This window comes from Mycobacterium sp., assembly GCF_049280035.1.
GTDB lineage: Bacteria > Actinomycetota > Actinomycetes > Mycobacteriales > Mycobacteriaceae > Mycobacterium.
This window is the reverse complement of the sequence record NZ_JBAPPI010000007.1, coordinates 1-12,524: the sequence shown is the minus strand read 5'-3', so window position 1 is coordinate 12,524 and position 12,524 is coordinate 1. Positions and strand designations below refer to the sequence as shown.

The window sequence follows — 12,524 nt, the reverse complement described above, 5'->3', positions numbered from 1 at the left end:
GCGCCGATTGGCCTGCGCGACTTGGCGATCCGTGCCCACGGCCATGTCGGGTCGGCGTCGCGACGAAGCGGATCAGGTCCGAGCCGGGACACCACATCAGCAACCTGCGCCTCATCGATCAGTTCGCAGACCGTCGGGCCGCGCAAATCGGTGCCGAACTCGGCGCCGACCATCCGCATCCGCACCTGCCCGACCGGAGCCGGCATCGCAACATCAGGCGGCCGTGTCCATTCGGTGAACGTCCCGTACAGGCCGAGGTGCACATGCACAATCGAGCCGCCGGCATAGTGGTGGAACAGATGCTTGCCCCATGCGGTGGCACGTTGCAATACCCGACCGTCGACGGCTGTCGCCGCCGCTGCGAACCGACCCTGCGGACTCGAGACCGCCACTGGCGCACCGGCATATCGGCGCCGGTGCAGCCGGGCCAGTCGATGCAGGGTATGCCCTTCGGGCACGCCTGGTCTTAACCCACCGCGCCGGGTACCCGCGGGGCCTGGTGCGTGCGTTCGTATTCGGCGAGTATGTCGATACGCCGTTGGTGGCGTTCAGCTTTCGACCACGGTGTGGTCAGGAAGGCATCGACGAAGGACAGCGCCTCCTCGACGGTGTGCATGCGGCCGCCGATTCCGACCAGCTGGGCGTTGTTGTGCTGCCGAGCCAACGTCGCCGTCTCGACGCTCCACGCCAGCGCACAACGGGCGCCCGGCACCTTGTTTGCCGCGATCTGCTCACCGTTGCCCGACCCGCCGAGCACGATGCCCAGGCTGTCGGGGTCGGCCAGTGTACGTGTGGCCGCGTCGATGCAAAACGCCGGGTAATCGTCCTCGGGGTCGTAGCTGAAGGCCCCGCAATCGATTGGCTCGTACCCGGTTTTCTTGAGGTGATCGATGATCTGCTGCTTGAGCTCGAATCCGGCATGGTCAGAGCCGAGGTAGACGCGCATGCCCGCAATCCTTACCTGCGGGTGCACACCGGCGCAATGTGGGCTAGTCGAATTCGGGCTTCTCGGTACGGCTCCGCTTGAGCTCCCAGAAGTGCGGGTAGGCCGCGAAGGTCACCGAGGCATCCCACAGCTTGCCCGCCTCCTCGCCCCGCGGAATCTTCGACAGCACTGGGCCGAAGAACGCCACCCCGTTGACGTGGATGGTTGGCGTGCCGACATCTTCGCCGACGGCGTCCATCCCAGCGTGATGGCTCTTGCGCAGCGCGTCGTCGTAAGCGTCGCTGTTAGCGGCGTCGGCCAGCTCGGACGGCAGACCCACCTCTGCCAGCGACTGCTTTATGACGTCATCGAGGTCTTTGTTGTCCTCGTTGTGAATGCGGGTGCCCATCGCGGTGTACAGCGGCGCGAGCACCTCGGCGCCGTGGGCCTGCTCGGCAGCAATAGCCACGCGAACCGGACCGAATGCCTTCGCCAACCGTTCGCGGTATTCGTCAGGCAGACCCTCGCGGTTCTCGTTGAGCACCGCCAGGCTCATTACCCGGAAATTGACCTCGATGTCACGGACCTTCTCCACCTCCAAGATCCAGCGCGAGGAGATCCAGGCCCACGGGCACAGCGGATCAAACCAAAAATCGGCAACTGACTTCTCAGGCATGGAGGGTCCTCTCGTCGGCGGTGGGCCTAGCCGTCCATCACAACCCTAGCCGCGGCGGTCCTGTTCCCGTCGCTCGCACCGATTGCCCGGCCCCCGAGCGGCCAGCAACGTCAGCCGCTTAAGTTGGACACGTGCCACTTCCGAACCTCACCCGTGACCAAGCCCTCGAACGCGCCGCGCTGATCACCGTCGACAGTTACCGAATCGATCTGGATCTCACCGACGGCAACGGCGGACCGGGCGAACACATCTTCCGCTCAATCACCACCGTGACGTTTGATGCCCTCCCGGGCGCCGACACCGCCATCGACATCGCCGCCGACAAGATTCACCGCGCCACCCTCAACGGACGCGAAGTCGACGTGTCTAGCTACGACGAGTCGATCGGTATTGCGCTATCCGGTCTGGCCAAGCACAACGTCGTGGTGGTCGACGCTGACTGCCTCTACTCCAACACCGGCGAGGGCGTGCACCGGTTCGTCGACCCAGTCGACGGCGAGGTGTATTTGTATTCGCAGTTCGAAACTGCCGACGCCAAGCGGATGTTCGCCTGCTTCGATCAGCCCGACCTCAAAGCGGCGTTCGACCTGTCGGTGACCGCGCCGCAGCACTGGCAGGTCGTGTCCAACGGGGCCACCGCAAGCGTCGAGGACGGCGTGCACACGTTTGCCACCACGCCACGGATGAGCACCTACCTGGTGGCGCTGATCGCGGGCCCGTATGCACGCTGGAAGGACACCTACAGCGACGAGCACGGCGAGATTCCGCTGAGCATCTTCTGCCGAGCCACGCTCGCGGAGTTCATGGATGCCGAGCGGCTGTTCACTCAGACCAAGCAGGGATTCAGCTTCTATCACAAGAACTTTGGCGTGCCGTACGCGTTCGGCAAATACGACCAATTGTTCGTACCGGAGTTCAACGCCGGCGCGATGGAGAATGCCGGAGCGGTGACGTTCCTGGAAGACTACGTGTTCCGCAGCAAGGTCACCCGTGCGTCCTACGAGCGTCGCGCCGAGACGGTGCTCCATGAGATGGCCCATATGTGGTTCGGCGACCTGGTCACCATGCGATGGTGGGACGACCTGTGGCTCAACGAGTCGTTCGCCACCTTCGCCTCGGTGTTATGCCAAAGCGAGGCAACCGAATTCACGCAAGCGTGGACGACGTTCGCCAACGCCGAAAAGTCGTGGGCTTACCGCCAGGACCAACTCCCGTCGACACATCCGGTGGCCGCCGACATTCCCGACCTGGCCGCGGTCGAGGTCAACTTCGACGGCATCACCTATGCCAAAGGCGCCAGCGTGCTCAAACAACTGGTGGCCTACGTCGGCCTGGAGCACTTCCTGGCCGGTCTGCGCGACTACTTCCGCGCCCACGCATTCGACAACGCCACGTTCGACGATCTGCTGATCGCGCTCGAAAAGGCTTCCGGCCGTGACTTGTCCGACTGGGGCAGGCAGTGGCTGAAGACGACCGGTCTGAACACGCTGCGCGCGGATTTCGACGTCGACGCCGACAGTCGATTCACCCGGTTCGCCGTCACGCAGAGCGGTGCGGCGCCCGGCGCAGGCGAGACCCGGGTGCACCGGCTCGCGGTGGGCATCTACGACGACGATGGCAGCGGCAAGCTGGTCAGGATCCATCGTGAGGAGCTCGACATCAGCGGCGAAAGCACCGAAGTGCCCGCGTTGAACGGTGTTTCGCGCGGTCGTTTGGTCCTGGTGAACGACGACGACCTGACCTACTGCTCGCTTCGGCTGGACCCTGAATCACTGCAGACCGCGTTGGAACGCATCGCCGACATCGCCGAGCCGCTGCCGCGCACGCTGGTGTGGTCGGCCGCCTGGGAGATGACCCGCGACGCCGAGCTGCGGGCCCGCGACTTCGTGGCACTGGTCTCCAGTGGCGTTCAGGCCGAGACTGAAGTAGGGGTGGCGCAGCGGCTGCTGTTGCAGGCGCAGACCGCGCTGGGTTCTTACGCCAACCCGGCCTGGGCCCGTTCAGAGGGTTGGCCGGCGTTCGCCGACCGGCTGCTGGAGCTGGCCCGCGGCGCACAGCCGGGCTCAGACCATCAGCTGGCCTTCGTCAACGCGCTGTGTTCATCGGTGCTGTCCACCCGACATGTCGTAGTGCTGGCCGACCTGCTCGGCTTACCTCACGACCAAGACCCTGCTCACCTGGGGCTGGCCGGTCTGTCGATCGACACGGACCTGCGTTGGCGCATCGTCACTGCGCTGGCCGCCGCCGGCGATATCGACGCCGACGGCCCGGAAACACCCTTCATCGATGCCGAGGTGCAGCGCGACCCGACAGCTGCCGGCAAGCGGCACGGGGCCCAAGCCGCGGCGGCGCGGCCGCAGTTGGCCGTCAAGGAGGAGGCGTGGAGCCAGGTCACCGAAGACGACACGCTGGCCAACACCATCGCCCGTTCGATCATCGGCGGCTTCGTCGAACCTGGCCAGGCCGAGCTGCTGAAGCCGTTCACCGAGCGCTACTTCGCTGCGATACCCGGCATTTGGCAACGCCGGTCGAGTGAGGTCGCACAGACGGTGGTGATCGGTTTATATCCGTCCTGGGACATCAGCGACGACGGCGTCGCCGCCGCCGACCGGTTCCTCGCCGACCCCGAGCTGCCTCCGGCGCTGCACCGACTGGTACTCGAGGGCCGAGCCGGGATCGAGCGGTCGCTGCGCGCGCATCGATTCGACAGCGGCGGAGCGGCCTGAAAGGGCGGAACGACGCTAGACGGGCGAGATGCCCGCGCTGGTCACCCGAATCGCGCTGACCAGGCCGTCGATCAGCTCAGCGTTTTTGAACGCCGACGCAGCGGCGGCGATGCCAAGCGGCGCGGACGACTCGACACCCCGACCGCGGACTTCCGAGCCGTAGACCACCTCGATCGCGTGCTGGTCGGGTGAGACGGCGATCAGCACCGCGTTGTTCGGCGTCGGCACCTGGCCCAGGATCTCGCGTGCTCGCGCCGCGGTATCGCTGCCCAAGTCGCCGATGTAAACAGCGAACCGTGCGCCCGCGGCCCGCGACCCGTAGGTGAGCGCGTCGTCAAGGCTGACCAGTTCGTTGATCGGAAACGGGTAGTGCACCGACACCTCTCCGGGTTCGGTGACTCCGGAGATTCGTCCGCTGGTGGTGATCACCGAGCCTTTCGGCAGCTCGGTGGGCTGGATGACTGCGACCTCACCAGTTGCCACTGGCGCCACCTCCCACGCTTATATCCGATGCGCCGTGGCCAGAATGCTCGCCGTGCCCGAAAACTTCGTCGGTGGCGGCCCACAGGATCGGGGGATGCGTCCACGGTTCGGACATCTTGTAGGTCGCCGGGTGCGGCCCCTTGCGCGACCAGATCAGCGCCACCAGCAGGATGACCAGCAACAACGGGATGCCCACGAAGTAAAGGTGGATTTCCATCATGCTCACGACGCAAACCGTATCCCACCGGCGGTTGCTACACCGGGCGGCGTCTGAATTGCCCGCCTCCTCAGCGCGCCGCTACGCGGCGCGCATCGTCACCGGGCTATGCCGCGCCTTCGCCGAGGTATCGCGCCCAGGACGGATCGAGTTCTTTGACCGTCGACAGCAGCCGCCAATGCTGGCCTTTGGGCGAGGTCGGCGCCAACCGCAGCGACCAGCCGAGCTCGGTGAGTAGCTTGTCACCTTTTCGGTGGTTGCAGGTCGAGCAGCACGCCACGCAGTTCTCCCAGGAATGATCGCCGCCGCGACTCCGGGGCACCACATGGTCGACGGTGTCGGCCTTGGCTCCGCAATATGCGCAACAGAAGCGGTCGCGGTGCATCAGCGCCGCCCGGGTCATCGGGACGCGGGCCCGATAGGGCACCCGAACGTAAGACCGCAGCCGGATCACCGATGGCAACGCGACCGATCTGGTCGCCGAGTGAATGACGGGTCCGCCCGGATCCTCGTGCACCATGTCGGCTTTGCCGCAGATCAGCATGATGATCGCGCGGCGCACGGGCAATGCGGTCAACGGCTCGTAGGTGGAGTTCAGCAGCAGCACACGCCGGCGATTCCAGATCGATCCGGTGTCATGCGAAACAGGCGCGTGGATGTCGACGGTGGGAACGCTGTGCAGACATGGGCCGGTCGCGGGCTCGGTTCTGCCTGCCGCGGCACCGGAACTGCGGTGGCCGCGGCGTCTGTTGCGCTGCGCCATACATCCTCCGCCGAACAGTCCACCACGATTCGCCAGCGATCGCACGCCAAATTGGCCGGTGTTGGCTGGTCAATCCGGTGAACAGCGGGTGCAGACTTTTGCGACGACGGGTGACACGCGCCCGGCGGCCGGTCGCGATGCCCCACAATGGAGGTGATGGAACAAGCACAACAATCCTTTTACGACGCTATCGGTGGCGCAGATACCTTCCACGCGATCGTGTCGCGCTTTTACCAGCTGGTCGCCGAGGACGAAATCCTGCGCCGGGTGTACCCGCAGGACGACCTCGCCGGCGCCGAGGAACGGCTACGGATGTTCCTTGAGCAGTATTGGGGCGGCCCGCGGACCTACTCCGAACGCCGCGGCCATCCCCGGTTGCGGATGCGGCACGTCCCGTTTCAGATCGGCCCGTTCGAGCGCGACGCCTGGTTGCGATGTATGCACACCGCGGTCGCGTCCATCGACTCTGACACCCTCGACGACGCGCATCGTAAGGAGCTGCTCGAATACCTGGAGATGGCCGCGCACTCCTTGGTGAATTCCGCCTTCTGATGATCTCCCGACAATATGAGCCGTGGTGGTCGCGCGCGGTGTTTTATCAGGTGTATCCGCGGTCGTTCACCGACGGCGACGGCGACGGCGTCGGTGACCTCGACGGGGTGGCGTCCCGGTTGGACTACCTGGTCCAACTGGGCGTCGACGCGCTGTGGCTCAGCCCTATCATGGTGTCGCCGATGGCCGACCATGGCTATGACGTGGCCGATCCGCGCGACATCGATCCGTTGTTCGGTGGCCTGGCCGCTTTTGAGCGACTGATCGCGGCAGCGCATGAGCGCGACATCAGGATCACCATGGATTTGGTGCCCAACCACACCAGCTCGCAGCATCCCTGGTTTCAGGAGGCGCTGGCTGCCGAACCCGGCAGCGCCGCCCGGAACCGCTATATCTTCCGCGACGGTCGGGGACCCGGTGGGCTGGAGCCGCCGAATAACTGGCAGTCCGTGTTTGGCGGGCCGTCCTGGACTCGGGTCGTCGAGCCGGACGGTAATCCGGGCCAGTGGTATCTGCATCTGTTCGACGTCGAGCAGCCGGACCTCAACTGGGACAACCCAGAGGTCTTCGACGATCTTGAAAAGACATTGCGGTTCTGGCTGGAGCGCGGCGTCGACGGCTTCCGCATCGACGTCGCACACGGGATGGCTAAGCCGCCGGGCCTTCCGGACACCGATGTCGAGATGCGGCCACGGATGCTCAGCGACGGTGATCCACGGTTTAACCATCCCAATGTGCACGCGATTCACCGCGACATCCGCACGGTCATGGACGACTATCCCGAGGCAGTGACCATCGGAGAGGTTTGGGTTTTCGACAACGCCAGCTGGGCCGAGTACTTGCGGGCCGACGAGCTGCACCTGGGCTTCAATTTCCGCATGGTGCGAGCCAAATTCGACATCGCAGACATCCGCGATGCGATCGAGAACACCCTGGCCGCGGCGGCGATTGAAAACGCCACTCCCACATGGACGTTGGAAAATCACGATGTCAAGCGCGGACCCAGCCGCTACGGCGGGGGCATCGTCGGACTCGATCGGGCGCGGGCGATGGCGATGGTGACGCTCGCCCTGCCTGGCGCGGTGTTCCTCTATAACGGGCAGGAGTTGGGGCTGCCCAATGTCGAGTTGCCCGACGAAGCGCTGCGCGATCCGACGTGGGAACGCTCGGGGCACACCGTACGCGGCCGCGACGGGTGCCGCATTCCGATTCCGTGGCGCGGCGACACTCCCCCGTTCGGGTTCTCCTCATCGCCCGACACCTGGCTTCCGATGCCGCCGGAGTGGGCTGCCCTGACCGTCGAAAAGCAGCTCAGCGAAACCGACTCGACCTTGTCGTTCTTCCGGCAGGCACTCGAAATACGCTGTAACCGTGTAGAATTCACTGGAAACCGGATCGAGTGGCTGCCCGCACCGCGCGGCATGTTGGTGTTCGAACGCGGTGATCACGGGCTGCGCTGCGCGCTGAACGCCAGCAAGCGGGCGCTGCGACTGCCGGACGGCGAGGTAATTCTGACGAGCACGCCGTTGGTTGGCGGGAAGTTGCCGCCCGATGCCGCCGCCTGGCTGGTGTAGTAGTCCATGGCAGCCTTTGCGTGGACAGTCATCGGAGCCGGACCTGCGGGGATTGCGGCTGTGGGCAAACTCCTCGATCAGGGAATACCGCCCGAAACGATTGCCTGGATCGATCCCGCGTTTGCCGCCGGCGACCTCGGCGAGAAGTGGCGGTCGGTTTCGAGTAACACGCAGGTCGGGCTGTTCCTGAGCTATTTGGACGGCTCTTCCGCATTTCGGTTCTCAACAGCACCCCCGATGCCGCTACTGGAGGTGGATGCCCACGAGACATGCGCCCTGGCGCTGATCGCCGATCCTTTGGTTTGGATCACTCAACACCTGCGTGAGCGGGTAGACGTTTTCCAAACGACCGCGACCGCCCTCTTCTTGGAAGGAAGGCAATGGAGAATTGAAACCCACCAGCGGGAACTTGGCTCCAAAAATGTGATCCTCGCCGTCGGGGCAGTTCCGAAAAAGCTGTCCTACCCTCATCTGGAGGAGATTCCGCTAGAAGTCGTGCTCGACCCGGAGAAGCTGGCAAAACAGCCGCTGGAAAATGCCACGGTCGCGGTGTTCGGGTCTTCACATTCGACGATGAGCGCGTTACCGAATCTCTTGCGTCAGCCCGTCGAAAGAATTATCAACTTCTATCGCAGTCCGCTCACATATGCCATCTACCTCGATGATGGGATTCTGTTCGACGATGTTGGCCTGAAAGGTCAAGCGGCTGAGTGGGCTCGAGAGAATATCGACGGCACCTATCCAGACCGGCTGGAGAGGTGCTGGGTGGACGGCCCGGATTTTGCCGAGAAGCTTGCAGCATGCGACCGCGTCGTTTATGCGGTCGGCTTCGAGCGAAGAAAGCTGCCGGCAACCAGACAGTATGGCCAGCTAGATTACGACCCCACTAACGGCATCCTCGCTCCAGGCCTGTTCGGGTGCGGCATCGCGTTTCCAGCGTATACAACCGACCTGTATGGCTACCTCGAATACCGAGTGGGCTTGAAAAAATTCATCGATCACCTTCATTCGGTTCTGCCTTTGTGGTTGCGGTACTCCGCATAGCGAACAAGCGTGCGGATCAGCGCAGTACCAGCGCCGGGTCTCCGCGACGTCGGTACACCGAACCGAACCGCGCGTCGATGCGCAACCAGGCCGGCAGCGTACGGACCCGGACGATCTCATCGGCGTCGACAGCCTCGGATGACTGCGGCAGGAAACCCATTGCGGTCAAAGCGAACACGCACCGCATCGGGACGCCAACGCTGACATCACCCGAGCTGACCCGGATCACCTCCTGGTCGAGCAGCGATACCGGTGGACCCTGCGGACCGCCGTGCTCTTTGGCCAGCTGGGCGCCGCGCTGCGCCAAATCCAGCATTTGGCGTGCCGGTACGTCGTCAAGGTGGGTGAAACCTGAGTCCGGCGGCAACGCACCCCGCCACGCGGAATCCATCGGGAAGCCGGGATTGACGTACCCGGAGCTGTCTATCGCGGCCAGTCCACGTGCCAATTCATCTGCGCCGATGGATAAGTCGTCGGGCCGCAGGCTGCCGGCCACCACCCGGCTGGCCAGCACGTCGAAGCCGGTGACCGCCCAAGCGGTCAATGCCCCGCCTGGACGAGTGCGCAACCGGATGACCGCGGCGGGATCGAGTCGCGCTGCCCGTTCGACGAACGCGGACAAGTCCGCGCGGTGGGCGGCCATGGATTCTGGACCCAGCCACAGTCCCCGCTCGGCTACCGCAGCCACCGCTGCAGGTACTCCCGATGGTGTGGCGACAAGCGCACCAGCCGCTGCTCGTCGATATGGAAAGCGGCCAGTTGCGACTCGGCGATCACGGCGGCCTTCGAGTCCGGGTCGGCGTTGACCGAACGCACTTCGTAGCCGAGCGTGAAATCGACCGCTCGCAGGCGTTTCACCCACATGCTGACCTGCAGCGGCGAATCAGCCAGCCGCAGCTGACCTTTGTAGGTGACGCGCACATCGGCGATCAGCAGACCGATGCTGGTGATGTCGGCACCGAACGCGTGCGAAAGGAACGGCACGCGGGCCTCTTCGAGGATCGTGACCATGGTCGCGTGGTTGACGTGCTGGTACATGTCGATGTCCGACCAGCGGACCGGGACAGCTGCCACGAATCCCACGGTGACTATGCGCCGCTCCTCCCCATCGCTACGCTCTGCATCGTCGCCGGCGGTCACCCCGACGATCCTCGCCCGCTGGTGCGCGTCATGCGGCGAATCTGCCGTGCCGCCACCGACAGGGTGGCCAAATCCTTCTGGCCGCTCTCGTAGATCTCGGTCAGCGTCCGCCGCGCGCGCTCCACCCGTGAGGCGCTCGTGTGCTCCCATTCGCGAATCTTCTCTTCGCCGCTTTCGTCGGGTTCACCAACGGCGAGCACGTCGAAGCACAACGTCCGCAGTGACGAGTAGATGTCGTCACGAATCGCCAAGCGCGCCAACGAGTGCCAGCGATCGCGGCGCGGCAGGGCGGACACCGCGGTCAACAGACCGTCGGTGCCGAGGTGGTCCATCAGCGCGAAATAGGTTTCGGCGACCTCGGCGGGATCGCGTTCGTCGATGTCGGCGATATCGATGATGTCGAGCAAGCTGTACCGGTACAAACCGGCGGCCACCATGTAGCCAAGGTCCGCGGATGCGCCTTGTGCGACGAATTCACCGGCTTCCTTTTCCACGATCGCTTTGTCGTCACCGCGCAGCCAGTCCGACATGCGCGGTGTCAGCGTTTCCACCTTCTTGGCGAATCGGTTGATTTCGGCGCCGACCGCCAAGGGCTGCGGCCGGTAGTTGAGTAACCAGCGCCCGGCACGGTCGATCAGCCGTCGGGTATCCAACGTCATCCGATCGGACACCGTGACCGGCACGTCGGCCGCGCGGATACTGTGCCACAGTTGCTCAATCCCGAAGATGGCGTCTGTTGCCGCATAGGTACGTACCGCATCCACCGGGCTGACACCGACGTCCTCGGCGATCCGGTAGTCGTAGCTGATGCCGGCGGTGTCCACCAGATCGTTGACCAGCATCGTGGTCACGATCTCCCGCCGCAGCTGGTGGGAGCGGATCGCCGAGCCGAACCGGTCGCGCAGCGGCGATGGGAAGTATCGCGGCAGCCTGCTGGCGAACACTTCTTGGTCCGGCAGATCGCTGCCCAACAGCTCGTCTTTGAGCGTCAGCTTGACATGCGCCATCAACGTCGCGAGTTCCGGCGATGTGAGCCCCAGGCCGGCCTCGAGTCGGCGCACGATCTCCTTGTCCGACGGCAGCGCCTCCAGTTCGCGATTCAGCCCGCGCTCGGTCACCAAGTATCTGATCTGGTCGGCGTGCACCGGCAGCAGGCTGGGAGCGTTGGCGCGGCTGGTGCCCATCAGGTCGTTCTGGTCGGCGTTATCGGCGAGCACCAACTCCGAGACCTCGTCGGTCATCGACTCGAGTAGTTGGGTACGTTCACCGGGGTCGATCTTGCCCGCGGTGATCAGGGCGTCGACCAGGATCTTGATGTTGACCTCGTGGTCAGAACAGTCCACGCCGGCCGAATTGTCTATGGCATCGGTGTTGATCCGGCCGCCGGACAAGTCGAACTCGACCCGGCCACGCGCGGTGACGCCGAGATTGCCGCCCTCGCCAACGACCTTGGCGCGCACCTGATTCGCGTTGACCCGCACCGGGTCGTTGGCACGGTCACCGACGTCGGCGTCGGATTCAGCTTCGGCCTTGATATAGGTTCCGATACCGCCGTTGAACAGCAGATCGACCGGCGCTCGCAGGATCGCCCGGATCAGATTGGGGGGCGCCATCTCGGTGACATCGTCCTGGATTCCCAGCGCTGCGCGAACCTGGTCGCTGATCGGGATCGTTTTGTGTTCGCGGCTGAACACCCCGCCACCCGCGCTGATCAAAGACTTGTCGTAGTCGTCCCAGCTGGAGCTGGGCAGCTCGAACATCCGCCGACGTTCTTCCCAGGAGGTGGCCGGATCGGGATCGGGGTCGAGGAAGATGTGGCGGTGGTCGAAGGCGGCCAGCAGGCGAATGTGCTTGGACAGCAACATGCCATTGCCGAATACGTCACCGCTCATGTCACCGACACCGATCACGGTGAAGTCCTCGGTCTGGGTGTCGACCCCCATTTCCCGGAAATGCCGTTTGACCGCTTCCCAGGCGCCCTTGGCGGTGATCCCCATCGCTTTGTGGTCATAGCCCACCGATCCGCCGGACGCGAAGGCGTCGCCCAGCCAGAACCCATAGGACTTTGCGACATCGTTGGCGATGTCGGAAAATGTCGCGGTGCCTTTGTCCGCGGCCACCACCAGATAGGCGTCGTCGTCGTCGCGCCGCACCACCTCCGCGGGCGTGCTGACCTTGCCGGTGGTGTGGTCGACGTTGTCTGTGACGTCGAGCAATCCAGAGATGAACAGCTTGTAGCAGGCGATGCCTTCGTCTCGGGTGGCCTCGCGGTCAGCACCGGGGTCGCCGCTGGGCAGTGGCGGCTGTTTGACGACGAACCCGCCCTTGGCGCCGACCGGCACGATGACCGCGTTCTTGACGGCCTGAGCCTTGACCAGGCCCAGGATCTCGGTGCGGAAGTCGTCTCGCCGATCCGACCACCGC

At 64.5% G+C, this 12,524-nt stretch carries 13 protein-coding genes; 4 read left to right on the top strand and 9 right to left on the bottom strand.

Translation table 11 applies throughout. The features are described from left to right. The 3 genes from WAN71_RS00245 to WAN71_RS00235 form a co-directional block, all read right to left on the bottom strand. A partial coding sequence (locus tag WAN71_RS00245; protein ID WP_422223406.1) for a DNA-formamidopyrimidine glycosylase family protein occupies positions 1-458 on the bottom strand: 458 nt, incomplete at its 3' end. 8 nt (positions 459-466) lie between these two features. Further along, positions 467-946 carry a ribose-5-phosphate isomerase gene (locus WAN71_RS00240; protein ID WP_422223405.1) on the bottom strand — a complete coding sequence of 160 codons (480 nt, stop codon included), beginning with the start codon at positions 944-946 and terminating at the stop codon, positions 467-469. A gap of 43 nt (positions 947-989) precedes the next feature. Then, complete coding sequence (locus tag WAN71_RS00235) at positions 990-1,601, bottom strand: DsbA family protein (protein ID WP_422223404.1); 612 nt, start codon at positions 1,599-1,601, stop codon at positions 990-992. A gap of 131 nt (positions 1,602-1,732) precedes the next feature. Here WAN71_RS00235 and pepN point away from each other — a divergent pair, with 131 nt between their 5' ends. Then, positions 1,733-4,327, top strand: a complete 2,595-nt coding sequence (gene pepN / locus WAN71_RS00230; protein ID WP_422223403.1) for an aminopeptidase N — start codon at positions 1,733-1,735, stop codon at positions 4,325-4,327. A gap of 15 nt (positions 4,328-4,342) precedes the next feature. Here the strand turns inward: pepN and WAN71_RS00225 are convergent, their stop codons facing one another. The 3 genes from WAN71_RS00225 to WAN71_RS00215 form a co-directional block, all read right to left on the bottom strand. After that, on the bottom strand, positions 4,343-4,810 hold the full coding sequence (locus tag WAN71_RS00225) for a DUF5130 domain-containing protein (RefSeq protein WP_422223402.1): 468 nt from the start codon (positions 4,808-4,810) through the stop codon (positions 4,343-4,345). Then, positions 4,797-5,027, bottom strand: coding sequence for a hypothetical protein (locus WAN71_RS00220; protein WP_422223408.1), 231 nt, complete (start codon positions 5,025-5,027; stop codon positions 4,797-4,799). Before WAN71_RS00220 ends, WAN71_RS00225 begins: the two co-directional genes overlap by 14 nt. A gap of 106 nt (positions 5,028-5,133) precedes the next feature. Beyond that, positions 5,134-5,790, bottom strand: coding sequence for an HNH endonuclease (locus WAN71_RS00215; RefSeq protein WP_422223401.1), 657 nt, complete (start codon positions 5,788-5,790; stop codon positions 5,134-5,136). A gap of 156 nt (positions 5,791-5,946) precedes the next feature. Here WAN71_RS00215 and WAN71_RS00210 point away from each other — a divergent pair, with 156 nt between their 5' ends. The 3 genes from WAN71_RS00210 to WAN71_RS00200 are packed head-to-tail and all read left to right on the top strand — an operon-like array spanning position 5,947 to position 8,960. After that, the gene (locus tag WAN71_RS00210) at positions 5,947-6,342 is read left to right on the top strand and encodes a globin (RefSeq protein ID WP_422223400.1); all 396 of its coding nucleotides are present in this window, start codon (positions 5,947-5,949) and stop codon (positions 6,340-6,342) included. Continuing rightward, complete coding sequence (locus WAN71_RS00205; RefSeq protein WP_422223399.1) at positions 6,342-7,916, top strand: glycoside hydrolase family 13 protein; 1,575 nt, start codon at positions 6,342-6,344, stop codon at positions 7,914-7,916. Before WAN71_RS00210 ends, WAN71_RS00205 begins: the two co-directional genes overlap by 1 nt. A gap of 6 nt (positions 7,917-7,922) precedes the next feature. Beyond that, positions 7,923-8,960 (top strand): pyridine nucleotide-disulfide oxidoreductase, encoded by a 1,038-nt coding sequence (locus WAN71_RS00200; RefSeq protein WP_422223398.1) that lies wholly within the window; start codon positions 7,923-7,925, stop codon positions 8,958-8,960. 16 nt (positions 8,961-8,976) lie between these two features. On the opposite strand, the gene WAN71_RS00195 is transcribed toward WAN71_RS00200, so the two are convergent. The 3 genes from WAN71_RS00195 to WAN71_RS00185 all read right to left on the bottom strand — a co-directional run. After that, on the bottom strand, positions 8,977-9,648 hold the full coding sequence (locus WAN71_RS00195; RefSeq protein WP_422223397.1) for a hypothetical protein: 672 nt from the start codon (positions 9,646-9,648) through the stop codon (positions 8,977-8,979). After that, positions 9,636-10,052, bottom strand: a complete 417-nt coding sequence (locus tag WAN71_RS00190) for an acyl-CoA thioesterase (RefSeq protein ID WP_422223407.1) — start codon at positions 10,050-10,052, stop codon at positions 9,636-9,638. Before WAN71_RS00190 ends, WAN71_RS00195 begins: the two co-directional genes overlap by 13 nt. 44 nt (positions 10,053-10,096) lie before the next feature. Further along, positions 10,097-12,524: NAD-glutamate dehydrogenase domain-containing protein (locus WAN71_RS00185; protein ID WP_422223396.1), on the bottom strand; the 2,428-nt coding region annotated here is incomplete at its 5' end.